Consider the following 26652-nt stretch of genomic DNA (forward strand, 5'->3'; position numbering starts at 1 on the left):
AATCTTTGCAGTTGAAAATTTCAACCATCCCCGAGGATCAGTAAAAAAATCGGCGGCTTAGCATCCACCCCATACATAAGGATGATAGACTACATGACGGATGGATATAGTTAAGAGATAGGGACACATGGGGCGGGATATTGCTAAATCGAGTCGTCAGATGCTGCGAAGGATATCGCTGATCCTTGTGAGCAGTGCGATTGTGCTCGCCATAGCGGTCCTCATTACCATCGCTAACCTGAGCGCCATCACCCAATCTTCTGTCAACCGCTATCTCGCATCATACAATAGCGAATTAACACAACTAACCATTACCCCATCCTCTATTGTTAATGGTCGGATCCCTGCGTTATCGGTTAGGGTCAACGATAGTCTTATCGACATTAAAGATTTACAGTTCACATTTGCAAAAGAGGTTTCCTGGTTCGGCTTATCGATATCCGATATTGCATCGATTTCAGTCGGCCAAATTGATGTAACCTTGTCTGCTAACTTTTTTACTGGCTCCAACAGCAAAAGTAACTCGGGCCCCTCTTCAGCGTTAAATCTTGACGCGCTGCCAAGAATTGCCGTGGGTAACACACACCTTCACCTAAAGCAGCGCACTGACGACAGCATTAGCCTCGACCTTGACTATCTCAACTTAGATAACCAAGGGCGCCTCACCAGTGCCATCAGTCATCAAGGAAATAAACTCTTTAAACTTAATGCATTGCTAGGTAAAACGCACTGGACTGCGGACACCTATCTCTCCTTCGATGTATTAACACGACTTATCGACCAACTGCCGCGATTACACAATGATAAAGAGATAACGTTTGGGCCATTAGCCTCACTCATCTCAATGCAAAAATCGCTCGATAAGCATCATATATCGCTCAAAGGGGAGCTACGTTCTACCATTGATCTCGATATAGCCTTGGCGTATTTAACCTCTACCCATCAGCTGGAACAATTAACCGTCTCGCTCGACAAGATTGAACAAGTAGTGCTTCCAACGCCAATCGACATCACTCCCCAAACCGATCTAGGCAATCACGCTGACTTTCAAAAACGCGTGTTTTTCGATGTTTCCGGGCCGTTATCGCAATTAACATTGACACTGCAACCCATGCAGGTATCACTACCTATATCAGCGGCGCAGCAAAAAGCGTTATCTAAATTGCTCGGTAAAAACCTCAGCGGCGCGATAAATATGTCACGCGCTCAGACGGCACAGCAAACAGAAATCCTGTTGCAGCTGGTCGACCCTTTGACTTATGAGCTTAATTCGCAAAAGCTTAGCCTAAATCAGCTCAGGGCATCAGCAACAATTGGCGATAATAAAATCAGTGGTCGTTTAGATGATTTGTCGCTGATCAATACCGACGGCCTACATAGATTACATACCGACTGGCAAGTGTCATTGGCGCACAAGACTAGAGTGTGTATCTCACTAGATTCCTTTGATCTCAAGCTCAATGTTAACCATGACTCAACTCCCCCTGATAATCAAAACAACCAGATAACCACCAACTGCACTAAAACGCCCCCACATAACGTAACAATAAGTGCGCTAAACCTATTGCTGCAAGGTAGGCTCAATATCAATGAACTGCCGCTAGCTAGCGCTGAAACAGCCAATGCTAAAACTGCCCCCCAGACATATCAGGGTGAGCTCACTATCGCGCCAGCAAGTGAGTTCAGTATGAGTCAACCTTACTACATAACCCCCACTGTAGCCGTTAAGGCCGATAGGATCTCAGCAAAACTGCTCCAGCCACTGACACTCAAATTCAATGAACATCTCATTAACAAAAACGCCAATAGAATGAGCCTCACCTTTGGTGAGATCGCCGTTAATGTCGCTGGAAATCAACTTAAATTTGGTGGCTCTGATGATAATCCACCTTACAGTTTAACCAGTCACAACAGTGAACTGCTAGCAAGTGGCGGCGAGATTGCCCTAGATAATAATAAGCTAAGTAAGATAACCTTATTGCCGCTGTCACTTAAGACCATCAACCCAGTATTGATAACGAGTAAGCTCACCGCAACCACAAGCGAACAGCCAGTCAATACCCAGTCCTCTATGACACAACCCCAACATACACAGCTCTCAAATACACAAATCTCAAGTGCACAAGTTGAGCTGCAGAACCTTGGAAAGTTGAATTTGAAGGTCAATACCAATAGCAATCAAGATAGCGTTAATCTGCCCGCATTTAGGGCCAACATCAGCGAAACGACCCTCACGCGCAATGGCGTTGATGATAACCATCAGCCTTTAGTCACCATCATAAATGTAGAGAAGCTATCACTGACAACGGGAGCCATGAGTGGCACAGTCTCTTTAGAAACAAACAAAAATGCCAGCATATCGCCAAGTTTAGCGGCACTGATAAATCAAGACTGGCACACACATCTTGATTATCGCCTAGCCAATCTTAGTGCCAAGGAGCGCTATTATCGACTTGGGAAACAAAGACAGCGTACGCATTTGATCTTAAATAACTTTTCATTAAACCAATCTCTCAACTGGAACGCAGATAAGCAAGCTTCTTATCTAACAACTAAGGAGCAATGGCAGCTCGATAATTTAGCAATAAGTAGCTCACACCGTTTCGCCTTACCTAAAGCTAACCAGTCACAAGCTAAGCCGTCAAACGTGCAGGAAAATAACCTAATGCCAAGCAAAATGACGACACCGACGCTAGACGGAGAACTCAAGTTTAATAGCGACGCGAATCAACTCATCGATCAGCTGGAGCGTTGGCTCAAAGTAACGGTACCAGCAAGCGTTATTGGTGATGTAGGCCTTGATGCTCATTATCGACTGTTGTGGCAGGAGGAAGCGGTTAAACTCGCTGGCACTATCACACCACAGCTAGTGATTAGCGAAGGTGAGGTAAATGCGCTGCCATTTAAACAAGCTACTATTGGTGGTAAGTGCGATGTTAGCGCAAATGTCGTTAATAATAGCTATCAAAGCCAGCTCTACTGCGATCCACTAAAACTCAACATACGCGCTTTTAATCCCGGGATCGTAATTACCGACATAGACGCTATCGCCAAAATTGATATCAATGACGAACTCAGCACAGACCAACTAACTACAATGCGCTTAAATCGCTCACAGGAGAATGCTGATGTTGGCAAGAAAGCGGATATCGATGTGACAGCCAAGGCCAACACCTTAGGTGGCAGGGTATTGCTGCCTAAATTTAACCTCAATCTCAATGCCCCTTCAGATGCCTACCTAGTGCTGCAGGGGCTCGATCTCGAACAATTACTCGCTGTGCAACCACAAGTGGGGATCTATGCAGATGGGATATTTGATGGTGTTCTGCCAGTGGAGCTTGCGCAGGGTCAAGTATCGGTGAAAGATGGTCGACTTGCTGCGCGTGCGCCAGGAGGATTAATAAAGGTCGACGATAATCCCGCCGTCATGCAAATGCGTTTATCGCAACCCTATTTAGACTTTGCCTTTTCAGCACTAGAGGAGCTCCACTATACGGAACTTTCCAGCCGTTTGGATATGGCACCCAATGGCGATGCCCTGCTCAAAGTCAATGTGAAGGGGCGAGCGAAAGATATCGAGAGGCCGATACACTTAAACTACACTCAAGAAGAGAACTTGTTGCAATTACTTAAGAGCCTGCAGATTGGTGACTCGTTACAACGGGAAATAGAAAAAACCATGGAGCAATAGCAATAATATAGGGCTTAGATATCATCTATTGGTTTAGCTTACCGCTACATTTGCCTAAATTGTTATGCTCAAACTTGTTCAGCTTATAGTCATCTAAAGTAAGATAAGTTAACGTTATCTCAAGGGACCATGAAGGTCTTAATACATATAAGGAAAGATCTGTGAAGATATTGCCGACATTACCCACCGCAGCAATTGGACTTGCGGCACTCATCTCCGTTACGGGATGCACACCAACGGTCAAAATTGAGCCACCCGATAAGCCAATAGTGATCAATCTCAACGTAAAAATTGAGCATGAAATCAAGATCAAGGTCGATAAAGAACTAGATGAATTACTCAATAACGATGAACTATTTTAACTCATCGAGGTGTAAGGGAATGAATATGAAACATAAACTACTATTACTTGCTGCCAGCTTGCTGCTTAGCCTTAATGCATTCGCCATCTCACTGCAAGATGCCAAAAGCCAGGGTCTGGTCGGTGAGCAAATCAACGGCTACCTTGGCGTCGTGGTAAGTAACAAAGATGCCACTGAATTAGCGGACTCAGTCAATGCCAAACGCCGTGCACATTATGAGAAAATCGCCAAGAAAAACGGCATCAATGTCGATGATGTGGCTAAACTGGCCGCTGAAAAAGCGATTGCGGCGGCCCAGCAAGGTCAATTCATTCAGACACCGCAAGGTAAATGGATCAAGAAGTAATTAATGAATAAGGCGCTTTCATTAGCGCCTTTTAACTCAGTTAAAACATATTAGGCAACTATCGGTAGCTGTTACCATCAGCTGTTAATGTGGCATTAATGCTTGGTATAAGCATCATGATAACCTTACTGACTCATATTGATTGACCCGTTTCATTCATACTAAGTTAACCTCTGTCTTGGCTTGATGGCTGTTATGAGCTTACAAATAGATTCTATCATTACCATTTGAAGGTTCAGCTAAGGCTATTGATATGCCGATGTACTCGGTTTAACCACTAACAGATCGCAACCAATACGATCAATCACCTGCTCAGCAACATTACCGCACATATTGGACAGTAAGTTCGAATGCCCCATATCTCCGACAATAACGAGTTCTGAATCCACCTGTTTTGATATGCTCTCTATCGCATCTTCAGGAAGTGCTTTGGCGACATGTAAATGGTCATTAGGAAACTTAATATTATCGGGTAACAGATGATACTGACTCGAGTAGAGTGACATCTGCTTGAGATGATACTGCTCATCGGCCTCCGGAGAGATTGGTTGATGAAATGAGATACTCGCTGTCTCACCATAATAACAATCGATGAGATGACAATCACCATCAAGCAGTTGGGTAAAATGCTCTGCAGTTTGCAATACTGCTTCATTCAATGCTCTGTGGTCCTGATCATCAGAACAGGGCTCCACAAATGACAAAATGTGTCCTCCTGGTTGCCAGACATGATCTTTTACAACTACAACAGGATGCGAAGACTCCCGAACTAAGCGCACATCTAAAGGTTTGATTGTTAGCCAATTCCATAAACTATGCCTTGAAGCCGCGACCACTACCGCATCGACATTATAGTCGTGACAAAACTGCAATACGTCATCACTAGAGTGACAAGAGATCGCGGCTCTAGAGATACTGATCCCTGTTCGAGATGTGGATTTTATAAACTCATCGAGACATTGGCGTTTTTTTTCAATAGTACAGGGCCTACGTTCCCCATCTGTTTGTGTATCATTGTGTTCAAAAGTGTCAACGAGCCGATTCACAAAGTTACTGTGTTCAAGGATCATGACAATGATAGATGCATGAGTTCTACTCGCCATATACACGGCCCTAGAGACACCTTTAAAACTAAAATCATGCTCATCTATAACAACTAATAATCTTTGATAGCTGTCCATAATGAATAATCTCACTTTAGAGTAAGATCGTAATTGTAGTTCAGCCTAGAAGAGTAAATATGAGCAAAAAACGCATAACCACGGGGCCTACAGGCAAACATATGATAATAAGAATGATTGTTGTTTAGAACTGTTTTGCCTAAAACTATAACTTTTGAGGCATAAAAGATTGTAAATGAGGAGATACTTAATCTAGAGTGGATTCTGTAGCAATTTAATACGCTGATTTTTATTAAAAATAGAACAATACGAGTAAATAACGTCCAATCACATTCTATTTATCTTACTCTCATCTCTCGCTGCGCTGACCTTCATCACAATTACGGCAACGACACGTACGCAACCACTCATCGAACGATAGCCAGCCAGAGCCATTGCAGCCAGGCCACAAGTGACTAAGGCTAACGTACTAGCCTTAGTTAATAGCAATCATTTACGGTCAAAACTCAATTTAATCTTAATTATCCTGCCAAATCATCACTTGCGCTTGTTCGCCGCTCTTACGTGTAGCACGGTACATACCTTCGGTGTTAAATGGCGTTGCGATATTACCGCGCTGATCTATGGCTATCACACCACCTGTGCCACCTGCCGTAATTAAACGTTGGTTGATCACCTCATCAGCCGCCTGAATAATCGACTTCTGTTGATACTTAACTTTCGCGCAAATGTCTCCTGCCACATGATAACGGATAAAGTATTCACCATGGCCTGTTGCCGATACGGCACAAACGCCATTTTCGGCATAGGTGCCTGCGCCGATAACAGGCGAGTCTCCAATACGGCCAAAACGTTTTGCCGTCATGCCACCAGTTGAAGTTCCCGCCGCCAAATTGCCCTGCTGATCCAATGCAACCGCACCAACTGTGCCGAATTTGTAGTCTAAATCAAGATAATCTAGCGAGGCTTGATGCTCCAGATTGGCATTATTTCCCTGCTCGGCGGCCTTGATCTTTGCTTTGGCATCGAGTAACTGATTATAACGACTCTCTGTATCGAAATAACTTGTCGGTACTAAGGAGAACTGCTGCGTTAATGCAAACTCCTCCGCACCGCTCCCAGATAGCATCACATGAGCCGAGTTATCCATAACGCTTCGCGCTAAATCGATTGGGTTTTTAATATGTTTCACTCCAGCCACTGCCCCAGCATTCATAGTGTTGCCGTCCATGATAGAGGCATCCATTTCATGACTGCCGTCATAGGTGTACACAGCGCCCAGTCCAGCATTAAATAGCGGGCTATTTTCTAAAATATTAATCGCCGCAGTAACGGCGCTTAAACTATCCCCGCCCTTTTCTAACACTTTATAACCTGCATCAATTGCTTGCTTCAATTTTTCTCGATAAGCCTTCTGTTGCGCCTCCGTCAAATTGGCTTTAGAAATGGTGCCTGCGCCACCATGAATAGCAATTGAAAAAGGCGGTGTTTGGGCAGCAACATGAGTACTAAAAACAGCAGCTAAAAGCACCGCAAGATAAAGCGAGTTAAATTTTATATTCACGACACGATCCTTATTAATATTTGCCCTCTTTGTACCCATTTTAATCATTAATTACAATCATCTTCTTGCTTGCGACCTAGAATCTGCGACAATACAGATCACAATATCTTCAACTAGATAGAGTCTTTTTTTGCGATCGCTTTTCGTTCCAACTCTATTTTTAAGATTCTTGATCATTGGCCTGAGTTTTAGCGCATTCTCTGCATCGGCCAATAAATGGTTAGAGGTCAAGATCACAGGAGCCGATAGTGCTCTGACGCTTAATATTAATGCCCATTTGGGGGAGTTACCTACCTCAGATGTACAACGCCGTGCGTTCATTTTTAACGCCGATGATAACATTGACGCGGCGATGCACTCCCTTGGTTACTATCACGCAAAGATAGAGCAACATCTAGACAACCCCGAAAATGCGCCATGGCAACTTACGATTACCGTAACTCCGGGTGAACCAACGCGAATTCAGTGGTTCGATATTCAGTTGTTGGGCGAGATCCGCGATGATATTGCGGTTAAAAGATGGCTCAGCAACCTTAGTATCAAACCTGGCGATGTACTCAATCATGGACGATATGAAGAGATAAAATCCCAACTGCTGACATTAGCATTAGCGCGCGGGTATTTTGATGGCAGCTACAGCAAAAATAACATAGTGATAAACCGCGATCTAAATACAGCCCAAATTAATCTGCATTACGATTCAGGTCAAAGGTACCATATAGGCTCAGTTCACTTCGAAGGACATTCGCTGCAAGCGGGATTTCTAGACGGACTTATTCCATTTGAATCCGGTTCTAGATACAGCACTAGCAAACTAGGCTCACTCAATCGCGAACTGGTTGATACTGGCTATTTCAACAATATCAAGGTACTGCCTCAATTAGATAAGATCGATGGGAAAGAGGTACCGATAAAAGTGGAACTGACGCCTAGAGCAAGCCACTCTATCGAGCTAGGTTTAGGTGCAGATATCGGTAATAGCACTGATTCGCGTATTGAGCCTAGAGTACGGGTAACCTGGCGAACCCCACAAATAAACAGTTATGGTCACTCACAGGAAAGCACTATCGAGTGGTCCCCAAACCGACCAAAATTTTTGACCACATATACTATACCGCTTACCCATCCTTTGGATGACCAGTTAAAAATTCGCCTTGGGCTTCTGCGAGATAAATATGGCGTGAATCAAGTTTATGATCCAGATAAACGTGATTACCTCAACACTGACGAACTCGATACGATCAAAGAAACATTCGGCGTCGTTAGGCAAAAACGTCTCGATAATCATTGGGTGTTAACTTATTCTCTCGATGCCCTCAATGAGTCTTACACCCAATCAGATATTGATTATGACCCGAGTTTCTTAATTTTAGGCAGTAGTCTATCTAAAACACACAGAGGCGATAATTCCCTCGATCCTAAATCTGGTTTTTTCCAGTATTACAGCATTGAATATGCCGATCCAAATGCTGGATCCCATGTACGCCTAACACGACTTCAAGCAAAATTTAAATGGATAGATACATTTTTCGAAAAACATAGATTTGTATCGCGTCTCGATTTGGGTGCTAACTTAGCTGCGGAGGCGGATCTAGCTAACATCCCGCCATCTCTGCGTTATTTTGCCGGTGGTGATCAAAGTATTCGAGGGTACGGTTACCAAGAGTTAGGCCCCTACATAGATTACGTTAACAGTGATAATCAACTTGCCAGAATGGTGGTGGGTGGACGCTATCTGATGGTGGGTAGTGTAGAGTATCAATACTACCTCACTCCCACTTGGCGACTAGCAACATTTGTTGATGCGGGCAACGCGTTTGATGTTGACCAGCTTGAACCTATTGTCTCGGTCGGAGGTGGGGTGCATTGGATCTCCCCTATTGGCCCAATAAAATTTGATATTGGTGTTGGTCTAAATGAAACTGAAACCGTCGATCGATCTTGGCGTATCCACCTCACTATGGGAGCGGAACTATGAGTCTCGATCCAGCCCCTGAACAGATAGACAACAAGCAGGTCGAACCCTTTACACGCTCGCCGTTAAATCGTGTTTTTAGGTGGATAAGACACACTCTACGTGTTGTGATTTACTTACCACTATTACTGTTAATTATTGCGGCTATCTTAATTGGTACGCCTTTTGGCAGCCGTATTGCTGTTAATCTTGCCGACCTCTTGGTACCCAATTTGGAGGTGAGTTACGGTTCGGGCACCCTTAACCAACAGCTCGCTCTTTCTCATGCCCACTGGCAAATGTCAGGCATTGATATCGACGCCGAAGCACTGCTTTTAAACTGGCGACCATTATGTTTATTGCAGCAACAGTTATGCGTCAATGCCCTCAACGCATCCAAAGTAGTAGTCAATATAGATACTGAGCTCATCGGTCCTTCTATTGAGCATAATGAGCTTACAACAAGCGGAAAAAATAGCTCAGACCTGGTAGGTACAGAAAAACGAGGCAAGGATATAGATCAATTTATCCCCAGCGATCACCAACTAACGCTTCCTATAGGGATCATATTAACCGAGACACAACTAGAAAACGTTAGCGTCCGCGTTAATGATATGCAGTTCAATGCAGACAGCCTCAAAGGACAAGCCAGCTGGTTAGAAACAGGCTTGCGGGTTAATACTCTTTCAAGTGATGGACTTTTTGCCTCAATCCCGCTAAACAGTCGTCAAGGTGCAACAGAAGTTGAGGCTGCAAGTGACGAAGAGTGGCCGCTCGCGCATCTACCGCAAGTTTTAATGCCCATGCCGATTTTTGTCGACAACGCAGAATTAACCAACAGTCAGTTGCTACTGGGGAGTCGCCTCGATAAATTTGAACATATCAGCCTACAAGGTAGCTATACTTTGTACGATATTGTTGTCGAACATTTAGCCATTAAACACGATTACGGGCAACTTCAACTCGACGGTAAGCTCACCCTTAACCATGACTACCCGATGAAACTTAACCTTGAATCGACTCTGGTTAAAGTCCCTGAGTTACCCCTATTAAAACAACAGCAGATAGAAGCATATATTGAAGGTAGCTTTGAAAAGCTCAATGTCACCAGTAAAGGCCAAGGGCATATTAATTATCAATTGGCCAGCAGTATAGACCTGACCCAAGCTTCATTGCCCTATTCCTTACACCTGACGAGTGACCATATCATGTGGCCATTAACGGCGCCGCAATATGAAGCCAAAGCACTGACACTAAACACCACTGGCTCACTGGAAGAACAACAGGCCAGCTTTACAGGAAAGCTGCTGACCCCCTATCATCCTGAGCTGCAGATAGAGACTGAGCTGACTCACAACAAACAGCAGATTGATATTAGACAACTCGATGTCGACAGTGACATGGGCAAACTCCGGCTGACAGGTCAACTCGGTTATGGTGAGCAGATAAGTTGGAATGCAGCCATAGATACTGAGAAACTCGAGCTGCAATACGTCACCCTTAATAACGAGTCCACACTGCCAGATACCCAAATAACGGGTCATATTAAAACTCAAGGCAATATCGGCAAGGAACATTGGCAAATCGCGGTAAGCGATGCCGATCTAAATGGTGCAATAGATGACTATCCGCTTCGACTTCAAGGCGATCTACAAGTCAATGAGAAGTATCATCTTAATGCCAAAAACTTAGTCATTGACGCTTTAGAGTCCCAGCTTTCCATTTCAGGACGAGTCGATGAACAATGGACTCTCACAGGAGAGTTGTCGGTACCCGCTCTTAGTCTGTGGGACCCTAGAGCATCGGGTGCGATAGCGGCAACCGTCCATGTTTCAGGCGAGAATGAACATCCCGAAATCTCACTCAGTGGTGAGACTATTGAGTTTAACTTTGCAGAGGTTAGTGTCGAAAAAGCCAGATTAAAAGGCTTTTATCGCCCGCTAGATAAACATCAATTCGCCTTATCGCTTAAATCTTCTGAAATAAAGCGTGATACCATTAGCTTATCTTCATTTACCCTTGGATTAAAAGGCGATCAAGAGAAGCAAAAGCTAGGACTGCAAACATTTGGTGATATTAGGCTAGATACATCTATCGCTTCAACTTTTGACATCGATACAGAACAACTCGATCTGAATATAAAGCGGCTCAGCCTAAACTCTATGATGGGATTAGTTGAGCTTGATAAGCCCATCAATCTCAAATGGGACAATAAGCAGCAACAAGGAGATGTCAGTCCATTTTGCTGGCAACACCAACACGGCGCCCTCTGCCTTGAGGACAATGTTACATTAGCCAATGCAGGCAATGCCGCGGTTACATTTTCTGGAGATATCGGCGCCCTGTTAGATCCCATATTACCTGATCAGCTAAATTGGCAGGGACCTGCAACACTCAATTCAAAATTTAGCTGGGCAGCCCCCCAAAAACCTAAGGCGTTAATCGAGTTAATAATGCCCAAAGGTCAGCTCTCACTACAGACCAACAAACGAAAAATCGATGCCAGTTATCGTCACTTATCAATAAAAGCTTCACTAGATGAGGCATTGCTGGCGATCAATACCCAATTTGAATCTGAAAAATTCGCTAATATAGACAGTCATATCGAGATAGGCGTAATACCCGGTAATCCATTATCAGGTAACATCAAACTGAGCAAAATTAATCTACTGTCACTGTCTGACTTTACTCCTCAATTAGAAACCCTTGATGGCATTATCTCTAGCGATCTCACCTTATCTGGCACGTTACAAAAACCTGAATTACTGGGTAACATCATATTAAAACAAGGTAAGTTGTTGGCCGCAGCCAATCCTACACTGTTAGACAATATTGACTTAAATATTGATCTTAAAGGGCAAGATGCTGATCTTAACGCGAGTTGGAACATGGGAGATGGTAACGCGGACCTGCTAGGTAATATTGATTGGAACGATGGAAACCTGCGCGGCAATATTACATTCAATGGTGATAAACTAGCTTTTATTCAACCACCTATGATTATTCTAGATGTGAGCCCTGCACTCAATGTCCAGTTTGGTAACAACAGTTTAAATATCGATGGACAGATCGACGTCCCATCCGGACATGTTCATATTGTACAGCTCCCCGAAGGCGGCATTGCCGAGTCCAGCGATGTGATATTCAACGATAGCTTGGCAAGCAAACAGCAAGTCAATGATCCGCTCGCAATCACCAGTAAGATAAAAATTCATGTCGGCGATAAACTGTCTATCGACGGTATGGGGTTAAAAGGACGACTTAAAGGCACGTTAGATCTTCGTCAAGAGGCCTATAAGCCACCATCACTATACGGTGATATCAAAGTGGTCAATGGCAACTATAAGTTTATGGGGCAAACCTTAGCTATCAAGATGGGGGAAGTTCAATTCATTGGCCCTTTGGCTGTCCCCAATCTCAATATCGAAGCGATACGCGAGATAAAAGAGGATGATGTTACCGCTGGCGTTCGCGTAACGGGTACACCACTTCGCCCCATTGTCACTCTGTTTTCAACACCTGCAAAAGAACAAGCAGAAATTCTCTCTTATATCGTCAAGGGAACTGGCATCAATAATAATAGCGATTCGCAAAACAGCGCGCTGATGATGGGAGCCGCCTTAACCATAGGTAATCAGCTGGGCGGCGGAACGGTGAACAGTATTGGGAACCAAGCCACTGGCGTGATTGAAAAGTTCGGACTATCAAATGTTCAACTTGATACTAATGACGACGGTAAAGTGGCTATCAGCGGCTTTATCGGAGAAAACTTGATGGTAAAATACGGTATTGGTGTTTTTAGCCCAGGATATGAGATGACGGTGCGCTACTACTTAATGTCACAGCTCTACCTAGAAAGCGTCTCGGGTAGCATAGAAAAATCTTTAGATATCTACTACAACTTTAATATCGATTAAGCCATGCTCTAGAAAACAAGAAGCCGCTCAATGAGCGACTTCTTAACAACTAATAACTGACAACTAGTCGCACTGAAATTAAACCGTTTCAGCCTGTTGCAATAGATCATTCTTATGACGTTGCCACAACTTACCGCTATTGATACCGTAACTCCGCATCAAGACGGGTACATCATTATGATTTTTATTTTTGGCTAATGCTTCTAACGCTTGATAAAAATCAAGCGCCAGCTCACGAGCCTTATCAATCGAGAAGTACTCTTTACCAACCCGGCTATATAAACCCTTAAAGCCATTAAGGATCAACACATACAGTGGATTTCCAGAGTGGTAGGCTAAGGCATGATGCAACTGGTAATCGAAATCAATATAGGCTTTCGCATCATCTTTTAAGTCTGCCAATGGCGCTAACGCCTCGAGCACTTTATCTGGATTGTAACGAACCGCGCCTTTAAAATAGATGGCACTAATATTGGTTCTCGCCGACAACAACTGTTCAAGCAGGACAGGTTCTCCCGCCGGGTTAAGTTCTGCAATGGTTTCCAAGACATTCAGACCCGATGTTTCCCAGATATCGTTTACGCGAGTCGGTTTACCATGTTGAATCGTTAACCAACCATCCCGGGCCAATCGTTGCAACACTTCTCTCAGTGTCGTTCGAGTGACTCCGATGAGCTCCGAAAGCTCACGTTCGGCAGGTAAAATCGACCCAGGTGGGAACTTTCCTTCCCAAATGGAACGCACAATATACTTCTCGGCAAAGCTGGCAGGGCCTTTAGCTTCAATAATATCTTTGTCTTTAGGCTTTATTGGTGCTTGGGGGACAGTTGTCATCAGGCCACTATTTCCAATTCAATTAGAGTTATCTTGGAACTGATCATACCAGAGCGGTGAAAAATGGAAACCTAATCTATGACATTACTCACTTAGATCAAAGACTATGCTCCCATTAATTGAGAAAGTGCGGCAAAAATCATAACATTTATTATGACATTCTTGACGCAACCGTCAGTTTTTAGATGTTAGATTCAAAAAGGTATTAATTTATACATATCATTAGGCTACACTGAATCAAATCGTGGACAGTTCATTAACTTTCTATCAAAAAATAATTATACATATGAGAGGGTGCCATGCCTGTGACTATGAGTCGGGCGTTTATTGATAACTTCTTAGGAAATTCTCCTAAGTGGTTCAAAATCGCAATTTTATCGTTTCTAGTGATCAATCCAATCGTTTTCTATATCAACCCATTCGTTGCTGGATGGTTATTGGTTGTAGAATTTATTTTTACATTAGCAATGGCACTAAAGTGCTACCCCCTCCAACCCGGTGGTCTATTGGCTATTGAAGCGGTATTTATCGGCATGACTTCCCCAAGTCAGGTGCTGCATGAAATAGAAGCAAACCTTGAAGTGTTATTGCTACTGATCTTCATGGTAGCTGGTATCTACTTCATGAAGCAGTTGCTGCTATTTGTATTTACTAAAATGATCACCAAGATCCGATCCAAAGTCGTCGTATCTTTGATGTTCTGTATTGCGTCAGCATTTCTATCAGCCTTCCTTGATGCATTAACGGTTATTGCGGTAATTATCGCTGTGGCAGTTGGCTTTTATTCAATTTATCATAAGGTTGCATCAGGAAAGAATTTTTCCGACGATCATGACCACACCTCAGATCAACATGGTGAGGGTCACTCTCTATGTGAAGATGAATTAGAAGCGTTCCGTGGTTTCCTACGTAATCTGCTGATGCATGCTGGTATAGGTACCGCCTTGGGTGGAGTTTGCACCATGGTAGGTGAACCACAAAACTTGATCATCGCCGCTCAAGCAAACTGGCAATTTGGTGAATTTGCACTCCGTATGGGACCTGTGACGATTCCAGTATTTTTCGCTGGTATTGCAACCTGTTTCCTCGTTGAAAAATTTAGATTGTTTGGTTATGGCCAGCAACTCCCCGAGGCGGTGCACAAGATCCTGTCTGATTATGCTTCATATGAAGATGCTCGTCGTACCAATCACGATAAAATGAAGTTGGTTGTCCAAGCATTAGTCGGCGTTTGGTTAATCGTTGGTTTAGCTTTTCATTTAGCATCGGTCGGTCTTATCGGTCTATCCGTTATTATTGTTACTACAGCATTTAACGGTGTAACCAACGAACATGCGCTAGGAAAAGCCTTTGAAGAGGCGCTTCCCTTCACCGCCTTATTGGCTGTGTTCTTTGCCATCGTGGGCGTGATTATCGACCAACAACTGTTTGCCCCTGTCATTCAATGGGCATTGAGCTATGAAGGTAATACCCAGTTAGTGATCTTCTATATCGCCAATGGATTACTCTCTATGGTCAGCGACAACGTGTTTGTTGGAACCGTCTATATCAACGAAGTGAAAGCGGCGCTGTTAGATGGTCAGATCACTCGCGATCAGTTCGACCTACTCGCAGTAGCGATCAATACAGGAACCAACCTACCCTCAGTAGCAACACCAAATGGTCAGGCTGCCTTCTTGTTCCTATTAACATCGGCTATTGCACCGTTAATACGCCTCTCTTATGGCCGCATGGTATGGATGGCACTGCCCTACACTATCGTGCTATCTATTGTGGGCGTACTGGCAATCGAAACTGGTTTCCTTACTGATATGACTCAATACTTTTACGATTCCCATATGCTTATCCATCATTCGGTGGCAGAAGCAGCTAAGGGTGCGGTTACTGGTCACTAGTTTGTTGATTGACGGAACTTAATTAGTTTCGTAAAGTCTTAAAAACGCCTCTAGATGTTAGAGGCGTTTTTTATAGGAGAGGATTTTTGACAGTACTGACCCAATTTGCACAATCTAGAATGGCATGGATGATCTTAATGACTAGTGCCATTGTCTTAGAAATGTGTGCTCTGTTTTTCCAACATATAATGAAACTTGACCCTTGTGTCATGTGTATCTACCAACGTGTTGCTGTTTTTGGGCTGCTGTTTGCAGGCCTTATCGGCGTTATCGGTTACCCCTTTCGCTTAATCCGCTTTATCGGAGTGCTAATTTGGGGCATTAGCAGTGCATGGGGATTAAAACTGGCGCTTGAGTTAGTGGAAATGCAGACCAATCCGTCGCCCTTCTCGACCTGCTCATTCCTTCCTGAGTTCCCGACCTGGATGCCACTACACGAATGGTTACCTTCCGTCTTCCTGCCAACCGGCATGTGTACCGACATTCCGTGGGAGATGTTTGGCATCACCATGTCACAATGGATGGTGGTAGCCTTCAGCACTTACCTGATTGCCTTGGTGGTGTTTATTATTCCGGCATTGATGCCGACGAAGAAGGCTTAACCGCGACTAATTGAGCCGATAGCGCAATCGGCCATTGCTTAGATTAAACGCCCCTAGCGGGCGTTTTTTATTGCCCCCAGCCTTGGGAAATGGCCAGGAAACTCTTGAAGTCAGAAACTTCTACTGAAGGTAAAGGGAGTTCGATTCGCTTGAATAGCAACAACCTACAAGTTATTTATCTGGAAAACTTTGAAGCGTACCGTCACTGCAACCTAACGCCTGCCCGGCGGGGGCAGTGCAGATACATCCGCTACACGCCGTCCTTTATTTTACTGAGAGTCATCCTTGGAGGCTCGACGATGGCATCCCTGCCATCGACGTCCGCAGATGCATCTACACCAGGTATCTAACGTCTCTTCGAATTAGCGGCTTTGACAATGAAAAGGAGATAAGAAAGGGATTCGAGCTACAACCTCCTGCTTAAGAATGAGGAGCTACGATGTGCAAAAACTGAGATAAATAGGCTAAATGCCACTGTCACTTGTTATGTTTTGTAGCCATGTAACTTCATTAAACTGGAGCATATTACTGCTAATTTTGCATCGGAATTAACTATGTGCTGTCGAGCATCCTCCCACAAACAATGTATTTGGCCTTCCTCTGCATGTTTGCCTTTTTCAAGATATTCGAGAATTTCCATATTCCATAGTCGATAATCATTGGTATCAAAGCCAGAATCAGGAAAATATAAGCCGCATAGCATTTCCATTTTTCGGAGAATATTCTGAATTTCCCTTCTATGTTCTTTGTTTACTGATGGATAGTCGACTTTCTGGTGCTGAACATCATCAAGAATTTCGGTACAAAGATTCGTATATTGAATCGATGTCTTATATAAATCTTCAATTTTGGATAGAAGTAAGTCTCGTTTATTTCTCTTGGTATTAATATATTGGTTAATCAAAAGCACAGAGACGGCGAGAAGAGCTGATAGTAGAAAAGTAACCAACCTTACTTGGTCTGATTTTTCAGCAAATAACTCTATTAAATACATAAATACCTCCTTGAAACCTAACTCCGTGTATTAGGTGACGCACACTTGCCATACTGTTAATGAAGCGAAACCGGAAAACGTAAGGAATCTCTCTTAAATACCTTTTTAAGTTTTTTCTGGCATGATTTCTATATATTGTTTTGTTAGTACGTCATTGATTATCCAGTTACTCACGAGTCTAATCAGAACCTTTAAATCAGTAATGTCTTGCAAATCCCATTTGCGAACATAATGAGTTTCGTCATTTCCTAGCCATACAGCCCTTTTTGCACAAGCCAAGATATTGCCATCGTTTACGAATGACGTAACACAATTCATGAGCGGTATCTTTTGAATTGACTCTCGTTTTTCAGGGTTTTCATGAATACAGTAGTCTTTGAGCAAGTGCTCTAAGGCTTTCCTATAACCGACACCACAAACTTGGTTTAGCCCTAGTTTCTCAGCATGATTAGCTTGGCTAAATATTTCTACAAACAAGGGGGAAATCCTTACTACTTCTTCATGTTGGGCGACTGCTTTTAAGCCAGCAGGCACAACATCAGAAAGGCTGTAGAATCCATTAATGTAACCTTCTTTTTCTGATTTCATCTCGTACCGGGCAATTATTAGTCGCTTACACTTTTGAGCAGGACACTTAAGTACCCATTCAAACTCAGTTTCCATCATGTGTTTACGACTTTTAATCCAATTAACTAAACCCGTGTCTATTGGCTCAATTTGAGAGCCACATTCTGGGCATGATGATACAAACTCATTGATTTGAATATGCTTATTACCAATATTAATTTGATGCATCATAATTCTCAATTACCTCGATAAATATAACGACCGATGCTCACGAGCCACAGGTCTCGTGGAACAGATTGTACTTTAATTAGGAGAGAGGACATCTTCCAATTCGTGAGTTAATATTCCGTGCCCTTGGGGCTACTTTGAGGCCACCCTGCGTCGTGAAGGAAACGTCACTTCTTTCTTGCTAAAAATCGTCTAGCGCAGGTCAAGAATATTTTACTAGTGCGCATGCGTGTTAATCTTTTAAAATCAGTAAAATACTCTTGTTTAACTAACTGTAATAAAAGGAAGTTATCAGCTTTTCATCAAATACGCCATGCGAAAGAATAAGTATGAACGCTTTCCAAACCTATTTTATCAAGGTGTATCGAGTTAACACATTGATAAAATAGCTATATAAAACGACTTGCAAACATTGATATCCAGAAAAACTCAATCAATAAGTCTGGAAAGCTTTCAAACAATGCTAAATCGAAGAAACGTTAGATACCCAGTGTAGATACGCTGGTGAGCTTCCGTGACAGGGATGTCACGGCAGAGCCTACAAGGAGGTATTTACGGCGTCTCACAAGCGTATCTGCACATGAGCCTGCCGCAGGCAATTGACACACCGTGAGTTATGGTTTTAGAAATGTTACCAAATAATCAAACTCGCCAGACGCTACTAAAAATGAGGAGCACCATATCAGAACAATTACCCAGCAAGCTAAAACCACATTTTGCTCACTTTAATGAGAAAGCGAAGGACTAGTCGCTGTCCTTCAGAGGCCATAGCACAATGTGATCTTCTAGGTATTTCACCTTATCTTCATTAATCACTTTATTTCGGGTCGACATCCCTAAATCATGCATAGCCTGCTTACTCCCTTGGAGCAGAGGGTGCCAACTAGGCAACTCCCTTCCCAAATATAGACGGCGATAGGCGCAGCTGTCGGGTAACCAAGTCAATTGCGAGACATTATCGGGAGTCACTTTCGTGCAGCTAGGGACAAAACTAAATCGTTGCTCATAATGCTGACATTGACAGTCTTTAATATCTAGTAGTTTACACGCAGCATTGGTGTAATAAAGCTGCTCAGTTTCATCATCAATGATTTTATTGAGACAACACTTGCCACATCCATCACACAGTTGTTCCCACTCATGGGCACTCAGCTCAGCTAAGCTTTTATCTTTCCAAAACGACATCTTTCTCTAATTCTATAAAAAAGCCTGCAATCGCAGGCTAGTTTACACTATTTAGGCCACACTCGGGACAACAAAGTCGACATTATCCAAAGTTCTAACTAGTCAATTGCAGGATATTTTATGCGCTCCGATAGATAGGTTAACGATAACCCATAATAGTCAGATGAGTTCCACTTCAGCAAAGCGCGATAGTTATCATAAACAAGGTACTTTCTACCCGTGATGCCATCGGGCATGATTAACGACACTTGCATCCCTTTCACCTTCGGCAAATCGGAACCATCAAAACGTCTCACCCCTAGCTCCTGCCATTGCAAGAAAGGTTTTTGGGTCGCTAAACCAACAAGATCTTGCGAAATATCTTTAGGCACTTGTACCTGACGTCCCCATGTTCCCTCATCGTTCCAGCCTAATTGCTTTAAATAGTTGGCCGTCGATGCAAACGCATCTGCAAGATTATTCCAAATATCGATATTACCATCGCCATTTCCATCTTTGGCGTAAGTGGCATAATCACTGGGTGAAAAATGGGGATAGCCCATTTTGCCTGACCAATTACTTTTAAGCCCAGAAAACTCAATATCGCTGCTCTGTAAAAGCTTCAGTCCAGCAATAAACTCTTTACGGTAGAACTCTTCGTTATCCCCTCGATAAGCATTAGAGGCGATCACAGTTAACACCGGATAATCACCGACATCGAGACCAAGAGACGAAGTCATTCCCCATAGCGCGATCACAAATCGAGGTTGCACCTGATATTGCTTACCTAGACGCTCAAACTCGACTTTGTTCGCTTTATAGAGTGCTCTCGATTGCTCAACTAAAGGTTCAGACACTAAGGAAGACAGATAATGATCTAATGACTGCGGCGCGGATTGTTTGTCACTGACCAGCGCTTTCTTGAACAACTTAATGTTAGCGAATGATTTATCAACAAAGGCTTGGGATATCCCCTCTTTGAGTGCTTGCTGCCTTAATCCATCTAGATATTGTTCAAAACTCATCTCACTTTGGCTTGCCAAGGCTGCAGCACTGAGCTGCAATCCACTAAGTAGCAGAATTCCTAGTAAAATTTTTTTTAAAAACATGCACAATCCTATTGCCAACTAATCCCGACTATAACCTATCTCTTTCTTGTACTCTTCGAGTAGATTAATCGGAGGTGGAGGTAACTGAAGATAATACCCCTTCTCTTCTAGTTCAACTTTTACTTTATTTATATCGGCGATACCTAAATGTTGACGTTTATCAAGCGGTAAAATCATCACCAATTCCGGCGTGCCGAACATCGCCATTAACGCTTCAGGAACGCGCTCAAAATCATTACGTTTTTCAATAAACAGATAGCTTTCCGCTTTCAATCGACTCTTATATACAGCACATATCATATTCGGTGAAATTTCCAGGTTATTCAACTTGCCAGCAAATACCGCACACTATAACATGGTGGGTCAAGATTATAATAATATCTAACTGGCTTAGCTGGTTTATCTGATTAAAGAGCAAATTTAGGAATGCAAAAACCTAGCCTCGAATTAAAAGGCTCCTCTTTTACGCTTTCAGTGCTGCATATCAACCATACCGACCTAAATAAGGTCGCTGCTGAGCTGGATAGCAAATTAGCCATCGCACCACAGTTTTTTCTTGGCGCTCCCCTCGTTGTTAATCTCAGTGCTATTACCGATCCCGATTATAATTTGGCTGGATTAAAAGACCTGCTCATCTCTCGAGAATTAGTCATAGTAGGCATTACCAGCGCACCGAGTGCCATAGCAAATCAAGCTAAAGAGCTTGGGCTGGCTATCATCAAATCAGGCAAGCAGAGTTCCAACCAGCCACAGCTACCTAAAACGACCAAAATAGTTAAACAGAATATTCGATCCGGACAGCAGGTTTATGCGCAAAATGGCGACCTCATCATTATCGGTGCCGTCGGGAATGGTGCAGAAGTGATTGCAGATGGCAGCATACACATATACGGTAGTCTTAGAGGTAAAGCCATGGCGGGTGCCGGTGGCGACATCAATGCAGTCATTGTTGCCCAAACATTAGATGCTGAACTGGTATCTATCGCTGGGCAATATTGGCTAACAGAAAATCTACAGGCTCATGCCTCGATTAAAAGCGGTTGTATTAGGCTTGACGGTGATAGCCTCACGGTTGAAGCGTTATCGCTATAGAAATTTAAAAGGACAGAATTAAACATGGCACAAATCATTGTTGTCACCTCAGGTAAAGGCGGAGTGGGAAAGACCACTTCTAGTGCGGCTATCGCAACTGGGTTGGCGTTAAAAGGACACAAAACCGTCGTGGTCGATTTTGATATCGGACTACGTAACCTCGACCTTATCATGGGGTGTGAGCGACGTGTGGTTTATGACTTTGTCAATGTCATCAACGGCGAAGCTAACCTCAATCAAGCCCTGATCAAAGATAAGCGTACCCCTAATCTATTTGTATTGCCTGCATCCCAGACTCGCGATAAAGATGCGCTTACCAAAGAAGGGGTTGGCACTGTTCTTAACAATCTCAGCAAAGATTTTGAGTACATCATCTGCGATTCGCCAGCGGGTATTGAGACAGGGGCGATGATGGCGCTCTACTTTGCCGACATCGCGATTGTGACAACTAACCCAGAAGTCAGCTCAGTACGAGATTCAGATCGTATTCTCGGTATGTTACAAAGCAAATCTAAACGAGCTGAAGAAGGCTTAGAGCCGGTTAAAGAGTTTCTACTGTTGACCCGTTACTCCCCCACTCGCGTAGCTACAGGTGAAATGCTCAGTGTGGCCGATGTTGAAGAGATCTTAGCCATTCCGCTATTAGGCGTGATCCCAGAATCTCAAGCCGTACTTAAAGCGTCTAACTCAGGTGTGCCTGTGATCATGGATCAAGAAAGCGATGCAGGTAAAGCCTATAGCGATAGCGTAGCAAGATTAACCGGTGAAGAGGTCGAAATGCGCTTCCTTACCGAAGAGAAAAAGGGATTCTTGAAAAGGATATTTGGTAGCTAATTATGTCTCTACTCGATTATTTTAAAACGAAAAAAACACCGAGCACTGCGGTTACTGCCAAAGAACGACTGCAGATCATAGTTGCCCATCAACGGGGGGAGCGTGATGCGCCAGACTATTTCCCAGCGATGAAGCAAGAGATCATCGAAGTGATCCGTAAGTATGTGCAGATAGACACAGATCAAGTGTCAGTGCAGCTAGATCAAAACGATGACAACTTGTCGGTACTTGAGCTAAATGTCACGCTTCCAGAGAAGTAACCGATAAAATCAGGGAGAACATACTCAGTTTTATTCTGAGAGGTTTATCTCTAGCGTGTTATCCCTAAACTCGCAAACTAAAAAAGCCCTCTTGAGGGCTTTTTTAGTTACTGTTTTTTATAGCTCAAGTTGCTTAAGCTTCTCTTCACTTAAGCTTGCGCGCCAACCGCAAAGTAACAAGGGGAGTTCCCCTGTCCTGCCTGCCCATTGCCACTGCAGAAACTCATGTATATGACGCTTAGAACCGATAAGCTCCATAGGTACATCATGAGCTTCAGCGATTTCAGCAAGGCAATTTTTAATCGTCTTAAATGCCGATTTATAGCCTGGCTTTAGCGCTATTACATCGATAGCTTCCGGCAGATTGTCGAGATCCGCTGTCGCCATCACTGCAATAATGGCTTTGGAATGAACTCGTTTTTCCTGCTCGGTGAGTTCACTCATTTTGAAAATATCACCTGTGGTCTGTGGCTGTTTTTTTGCTAACGCAATCAAAGCATGATCTTTTATAACAAAACCTAGGGCTAAATCTTTAACTAACGCCTTCTCTAATCGCCACTTCGCTAATACTTTTAAATAGGCCAATTGCTTAGGCGATAGCTGAAAACTGTTCTTCACCTTAAGATACGCATTGTCGCCATCGGGCTTATCGAGACGCCCTTGCGTCATGCGCTCACCCTCTTCATACAACCAAGCTAATCGCCCCGATGTTTGCAGTTTCTCTAATAATTGAGGATATAGCTGGTAAAGATATTCGACATCGTTTGCGGCGTAGTGTAATTGTGCATCCGTTAACGGACGTTTGAGCCAATCGGTACGAGATTCGCCTTTATCTAAGGTGACGTTCAAACAGTGTTCAACTAATTTGGCGTAACCTAATCCGTGTCCTAAACCACAAAATGCGGCCGCAATTTGGCTATCAAACAAGACTTTAGGCTGGCAAGCACCATATTTTGCTAAGACTTCTAAGTCTTCGCTACATGAATGAAGTACTGAAACGATATCGTCTCGCTCTAATAATGCCCAAAAACCACTAAGATCACTCACAGCTAAAGGATCGATTAACGCCAATGTTTTACCATCATAGACTTGGATCAGTCCTAATCGCGCATAATAGGTACGTGTGCGAACAAATTCGGTATCTAATACCAGCACACTGGCTTTGCTATACTGCGCGACAAGCGAGCTTAAACTGGCATCATCATCTACATATTGAAACGTCAACAATCTCATCTCTCCAATTGATTCAGGCAAAAACAAAAGCCGACGATAAACGCCGGCTTTAAGTTAACCAAAATACGGTTTGTACCTAGTCGATCACGCGGACTTGGCCTCGTCGCGTAACTCACGTCGTAAAATCTTACCAACGTTTGTCTTAGGTAGCTCATCCCTAAATTCTACCAGCTTAGGAATTTTATATCCCGTCAAATGATCACGACAATGCTTAATTAATTGCTCTTCGGTTAAAGATCTATCAGAAGCAACTACAAATATCTTCACCAGCTCGCCACTCACTTCATGGGGAACGCCAACGGCGGCAACCTCAACGACCTTAGGATGAAGCGCAACAACCTCTTCAACCTCATTAGGAAATACGTTAAAACCCGATACTAAGATCATGTCTTTTTTTCTGTCGACGATGAAGAAAAAACCCTTCTCATCCATATAGCCGATATCGCCCGTAGCAAGATAACCTTGCTCGTCAATAATTGAAGCCGTTTCTTCAGGGCGTTGCCAGTAGCCCTTCATGACTTGAGGCCCTTTAGCAAAAAGTTCACCCGTCTCGCCTTGGGCTAACACATTACCTTCGTCGTTTCTGACTTGCATATCGGTATTAGCCACAGGAAAACCAATGGATCCGTTATAACCGTCAAGGTTATAAGGACAGCAAGCCACCAGAGGCGAAGCTTCGGTCAAACCATAACCTTCGAGTAGTTTTGTCTTGGTGATCCCTTGCCATTTATCAGCCACGGCACGTTGCACCGCCATGCCACCGCCGATCGATAACTTAAGGTTAGAAAAATCCAACGCTTGAAACTCTGCCGAGTTCACTAGCGCATTAAACAGGGTATTAACACCGGTTAAGGCGGTAAATGGATGTTTTTTCAGCTCTGACACAAATGCTGGAATATCTCTTGGATTGGTGATCAGTAGGTTGTTAGCACCTTTATGTAAAAATAGTAAGCAATTCACGGTTAATGCAAAGATGTGATACAGCGGCAAAGCGGTGACGACAAACTCTTTGCCATTAACCAGCAATGGAGAATATGACGCATCGGCCTGCAGCAAATTACTGACGATATTTCCATGGGTCAACATCGCGCCTTTAGAGACCCCGGTTGTTCCACCTGTATATTGCAAGAACGCAATATCATCGGCTTTGACCGTAGGTTTTACATATTGTAATCGACGCCCTGTCGATAGCGCTTTACGCATTCCGATGGCATGAGGAAGATGATATTTAGGCACCATCTTCTTAATATATTTTACGACAAAATTAACTAAGGTACGCTTAGGCGCACTAAGAAGATCCCCGAGCCCAGTTAAGATCACACTCTCGACAGGTGTTTGGTCAACAACTTGCTCAAGCGTATTCGCAAAATTAGACACCACCACAATCGCTTTTGCACCTGAGTCATTCAGTTGGTGCTTTAGCTCTCTTGGGGTATAAAGTGGATTAACATTCACTACCACCATGCCCGCTCGCAAAATACCAAACAATGCAATTGGATATTGCAAAAGGTTAGGCATCATAATCGCGACGCGATCGCCCTTTTCTAACTTTAACTCGTTTTGAAGATAAGCGGCAAAGGCACGGCTGCGCTCTTCAAGCTTACGATAAGTCAACGTGGCGCCCATATTCACAAACGCAGGTTGATCAGCATATTTCGTTACCGAGCGTTCAAATAGATCAATAAGCGAACTATATAACTTCTCGTCAATAACAGCGGGTACATCATCGGGTAGATTCTTCGTCCAAAGCTGTTCCACTTGTCTCTCCTAAATCCCAAAGCAGAGTTAATCGTGAATGAACTCATTCACAGATAGTTTCAAAACAGAAACCAAACACTGACTCATAAATATTGTAAGTAACACCTAAAAATCATACAGGCGTTTTAATTTTGAACATCATCACATAATTAGAGCAAAAATCCTAGATCAATTTATTCGTCAGACTAATATTCACTCTGACTCAGGTCTGTTGACCTTTTTCGATGACTTTTGATGTTAAAAAACCTTTGATTTCAGTCGCAACTTGCTCACTATTTCCCATGTGAAGATGATGATCACCTTCAAGTTCAACACGGGTTAAATTGTGATACCAAGACTGAACTCGCTCTGACACCTCTGATGTCAATCGATAACCATCCTTGCCAGAAATCAACAACACCTCTCCCTGATGGTCTCGCATAAGCCCTTGAACATGCTCAAATGTGAGTCGCATTGGCGAGTCTAATTTTAATCGAGGATCACTCCGCCAGCGGGCACCATTTTCAGTAACCTCTAAGTTACGTTCAATGAGTAAACGGCACCACTGCATATCTAATCCCGTCAATCGATGCCGTGCTGCTACCGCTGAGTCAAGAGATACGTTTCGCGATAAACGACCTTCTGAGCGTAACCCTCGACCATGGTCTTGAAAACTCCGGGTTAGCCGCTGACGACTCTTAGTGGGATCTTCCACCAGCGGGCTTAATGCTTCAATAAAAATCCAATAAGGCACTTTATCTGCAAATGCAGCGCTGTAAGCAGACGCAACAATGCCTCCTAAAGAGTGTCCGATAACGGCATAAATGGGTTTTACGGCAGCAATGGTTTCAATCAAGTGTTCTAAATCATATAGATAATCAATCCAATGCAATGGATAATGACCCGGCCTGTGCTGGGAAAATCCATGTCCCGGCCAATCGACCGCTAACAATTGATAATCATCGAGGTACTTTGATAAAGGCTCAAAACTGTTGGCATTGTCAAGCCACCCATGGAGTGCTATCAGCAACGGCTTGTTATCGTCACCCCAAATACGTCCAGCTAAACGAATATGAGGCAGCTCAATAACCACCTCATTTTCACGGCCGCAAGAGTGCCATAGCACACGGCTATTGTCAGGCATATAA

Annotated in this window: 21 protein-coding genes; 10 read left to right on the top strand and 11 right to left on the bottom strand. The window is 43.5% G+C overall.

The window, feature by feature from the left end; genetic code table 11:
- Positions 1-127: 127 nt before the first annotated feature.
- The 3 genes from K0I73_RS10360 (at position 128) to K0I73_RS10370 (ending at position 4399) form a co-directional block, all read left to right on the top strand.
- Positions 128-3691, top strand: a complete 3564-nt coding sequence (locus K0I73_RS10360; protein ID WP_220061068.1) for an intermembrane phospholipid transport YdbH family protein — start codon at positions 128-130, stop codon at positions 3689-3691.
- A gap of 170 nt (positions 3692-3861) precedes the next feature.
- Positions 3862-4053, top strand: a complete 192-nt coding sequence (locus K0I73_RS10365; protein ID WP_220064338.1) for a YnbE family lipoprotein — start codon at positions 3862-3864, stop codon at positions 4051-4053.
- Between the two features lie 25 nt (positions 4054-4078).
- Positions 4079-4399, top strand: coding sequence for a YdbL family probable chaperone protein (locus K0I73_RS10370; RefSeq protein ID WP_220061069.1), 321 nt, complete (start codon positions 4079-4081; stop codon positions 4397-4399).
- Between the two features lie 245 nt (positions 4400-4644).
- Here the strand turns inward: K0I73_RS10370 and K0I73_RS10375 are convergent, their stop codons facing one another.
- Together K0I73_RS10375 and K0I73_RS10380 are read right to left on the bottom strand one after the other, a co-directional pair.
- A complete protein-coding gene (locus tag K0I73_RS10375; protein ID WP_220061070.1) occupies positions 4645-5580 on the bottom strand; it encodes a universal stress protein in 936 nt (311 codons plus the stop codon).
- Positions 5581-6037: 457 nt separating this feature from the next.
- Positions 6038-7084, bottom strand: a complete 1047-nt coding sequence (locus tag K0I73_RS10380; protein ID WP_258405169.1) for an isoaspartyl peptidase/L-asparaginase family protein — start codon at positions 7082-7084, stop codon at positions 6038-6040.
- A gap of 130 nt (positions 7085-7214) precedes the next feature.
- Between K0I73_RS10380 and K0I73_RS10385 the strand changes: the two genes are divergently transcribed.
- Together K0I73_RS10385 and tamB are read left to right on the top strand one after the other, a co-directional pair.
- Positions 7215-9062: an autotransporter assembly complex protein TamA gene (locus tag K0I73_RS10385; protein ID WP_220061072.1), complete on the top strand. Its 1848-nt coding sequence runs from the start codon at positions 7215-7217 to the stop codon at positions 9060-9062.
- A complete protein-coding gene (gene tamB / locus K0I73_RS10390; protein WP_220061073.1) occupies positions 9059-12955 on the top strand; it encodes an autotransporter assembly complex protein TamB in 3897 nt (1298 codons plus the stop codon). Before K0I73_RS10385 ends, tamB begins: the two co-directional genes overlap by 4 nt.
- Positions 12956-13033: 78 nt before the next feature.
- Here the strand turns inward: tamB and fadR are convergent, their stop codons facing one another.
- Positions 13034-13789 (bottom strand): fatty acid metabolism transcriptional regulator FadR, encoded by a 756-nt coding sequence (gene fadR / locus K0I73_RS10395; protein WP_220061074.1) that lies wholly within the window; start codon positions 13787-13789, stop codon positions 13034-13036.
- Between the two features lie 299 nt (positions 13790-14088).
- On the opposite strand from fadR, the gene nhaB reads away from it, so the two are divergent.
- On the top strand, positions 14089-15684 hold the full coding sequence (gene nhaB / locus K0I73_RS10400; protein ID WP_220061075.1) for a sodium/proton antiporter NhaB: 1596 nt from the start codon (positions 14089-14091) through the stop codon (positions 15682-15684).
- Positions 15685-15770: 86 nt separating this feature from the next.
- Positions 15771-16286: a disulfide bond formation protein DsbB gene (gene dsbB / locus K0I73_RS10405; RefSeq protein ID WP_220061076.1), complete on the top strand. Its 516-nt coding sequence runs from the start codon at positions 15771-15773 to the stop codon at positions 16284-16286.
- Positions 16287-16770: 484 nt separating this feature from the next.
- Here the strand turns inward: dsbB and K0I73_RS10410 are convergent, their stop codons facing one another.
- The 5 genes from K0I73_RS10410 to K0I73_RS10430 all read right to left on the bottom strand — a co-directional run bounded on the left by K0I73_RS10410 (position 16771) and on the right by K0I73_RS10430 (position 20648).
- Positions 16771-17280: a hypothetical protein gene (locus tag K0I73_RS10410; RefSeq protein ID WP_220061077.1), complete on the bottom strand. Its 510-nt coding sequence runs from the start codon at positions 17278-17280 to the stop codon at positions 16771-16773.
- Between the two features lie 105 nt (positions 17281-17385).
- On the bottom strand, positions 17386-18078 hold the full coding sequence (locus tag K0I73_RS10415; protein WP_220061078.1) for a hypothetical protein: 693 nt from the start codon (positions 18076-18078) through the stop codon (positions 17386-17388).
- 741 nt (positions 18079-18819) lie between these two features.
- Positions 18820-19260, bottom strand: a complete 441-nt coding sequence (locus K0I73_RS10420; protein ID WP_220061079.1) for a YcgN family cysteine cluster protein — start codon at positions 19258-19260, stop codon at positions 18820-18822.
- A 98-nt stretch (positions 19261-19358) separates the two neighbouring features.
- Positions 19359-20348, bottom strand: coding sequence for a lytic murein transglycosylase (locus K0I73_RS10425; RefSeq protein WP_220061080.1), 990 nt, complete (start codon positions 20346-20348; stop codon positions 19359-19361).
- Between the two features lie 18 nt (positions 20349-20366).
- Positions 20367-20648, bottom strand: a complete 282-nt coding sequence (locus tag K0I73_RS10430; protein ID WP_220061081.1) for a YcgL domain-containing protein — start codon at positions 20646-20648, stop codon at positions 20367-20369.
- Positions 20649-20774: 126 nt separating this feature from the next.
- Here K0I73_RS10430 and minC point away from each other — a divergent pair, with 126 nt between their 5' ends.
- The 3 genes from minC to minE are packed head-to-tail and all read left to right on the top strand — an operon-like array spanning position 20775 to position 22534.
- Positions 20775-21440, top strand: a complete 666-nt coding sequence (minC, locus tag K0I73_RS10435; protein ID WP_220061082.1) for a septum site-determining protein MinC — start codon at positions 20775-20777, stop codon at positions 21438-21440.
- 24 nt (positions 21441-21464) lie between these two features.
- Positions 21465-22274, top strand: coding sequence for a septum site-determining protein MinD (gene minD, locus K0I73_RS10440; RefSeq protein ID WP_220061083.1), 810 nt, complete (start codon positions 21465-21467; stop codon positions 22272-22274).
- 2 nt (positions 22275-22276) lie between these two features.
- Positions 22277-22534 carry a cell division topological specificity factor MinE gene (minE, locus tag K0I73_RS10445; protein ID WP_220061084.1) on the top strand — a complete coding sequence of 86 codons (258 nt, stop codon included), beginning with the start codon at positions 22277-22279 and terminating at the stop codon, positions 22532-22534.
- Positions 22535-22651: 117 nt separating this feature from the next.
- Here minE and rnd read toward each other — a convergent pair whose 3' ends face one another.
- From rnd to K0I73_RS10460, 3 genes are all read right to left on the bottom strand, one after another.
- The gene (gene rnd, locus K0I73_RS10450) at positions 22652-23761 is read right to left on the bottom strand and encodes a ribonuclease D (RefSeq protein WP_220064339.1); all 1110 of its coding nucleotides are present in this window, start codon (positions 23759-23761) and stop codon (positions 22652-22654) included.
- Positions 23762-23851: 90 nt separating this feature from the next.
- Entirely contained in the window at positions 23852-25525 is a 1674-nt protein-coding gene (gene fadD, locus K0I73_RS10455; protein ID WP_220061085.1) for a long-chain-fatty-acid--CoA ligase FadD, read from the bottom strand.
- A gap of 202 nt (positions 25526-25727) precedes the next feature.
- Complete coding sequence (locus tag K0I73_RS10460; RefSeq protein ID WP_220061086.1) at positions 25728-26648, bottom strand: alpha/beta fold hydrolase; 921 nt, start codon at positions 26646-26648, stop codon at positions 25728-25730.
- Positions 26649-26652: the final 4 nt, after the last annotated feature.

It is taken from the genome of Shewanella mesophila (assembly GCF_019457515.1).
GTDB lineage: Bacteria > Pseudomonadota > Gammaproteobacteria > Enterobacterales > Shewanellaceae > Shewanella > Shewanella mesophila.

Coding starts and splice junctions, on each gene's coding strand:
- K0I73_RS10360 (WP_220061068.1), top strand. CDS start 128: ATGGGGCGGGATATTGCTAAATCGAGTCGTCAGATGCTGCGAAGGATA.
- K0I73_RS10370 (WP_220061069.1), top strand. CDS start 4,079: ATGAAACATAAACTACTATTACTTGCTGCCAGCTTGCTGCTTAGCCTT.
- K0I73_RS10375 (WP_220061070.1), bottom strand. CDS start 5,580: ATGGACAGCTATCAAAGATTATTAGTTGTTATAGATGAGCATGATTTT.
- tamB (WP_220061073.1), top strand. CDS start 9,059: ATGAGTCTCGATCCAGCCCCTGAACAGATAGACAACAAGCAGGTCGAA.
- fadR (WP_220061074.1), bottom strand. CDS start 13,789: ATGACAACTGTCCCCCAAGCACCAATAAAGCCTAAAGACAAAGATATT.
- nhaB (WP_220061075.1), top strand. CDS start 14,089: ATGCCTGTGACTATGAGTCGGGCGTTTATTGATAACTTCTTAGGAAAT.
- K0I73_RS10410 (WP_220061077.1), bottom strand. CDS start 17,280: ATGTATTTAATAGAGTTATTTGCTGAAAAATCAGACCAAGTAAGGTTG.
- K0I73_RS10415 (WP_220061078.1), bottom strand. CDS start 18,078: ATGATGCATCAAATTAATATTGGTAATAAGCATATTCAAATCAATGAG.
- K0I73_RS10420 (WP_220061079.1), bottom strand. CDS start 19,260: ATGTCGTTTTGGAAAGATAAAAGCTTAGCTGAGCTGAGTGCCCATGAG.
- K0I73_RS10425 (WP_220061080.1), bottom strand. CDS start 20,348: ATGTTTTTAAAAAAAATTTTACTAGGAATTCTGCTACTTAGTGGATTG.
- K0I73_RS10430 (WP_220061081.1), bottom strand. CDS start 20,648: ATGATATGTGCTGTATATAAGAGTCGATTGAAAGCGGAAAGCTATCTG.
- minC (WP_220061082.1), top strand. CDS start 20,775: ATGCAAAAACCTAGCCTCGAATTAAAAGGCTCCTCTTTTACGCTTTCA.
- minD (WP_220061083.1), top strand. CDS start 21,465: ATGGCACAAATCATTGTTGTCACCTCAGGTAAAGGCGGAGTGGGAAAG.
- minE (WP_220061084.1), top strand. CDS start 22,277: ATGTCTCTACTCGATTATTTTAAAACGAAAAAAACACCGAGCACTGCG.
- K0I73_RS10460 (WP_220061086.1), bottom strand. CDS start 26,648: ATGCCTGACAATAGCCGTGTGCTATGGCACTCTTGCGGCCGTGAAAAT.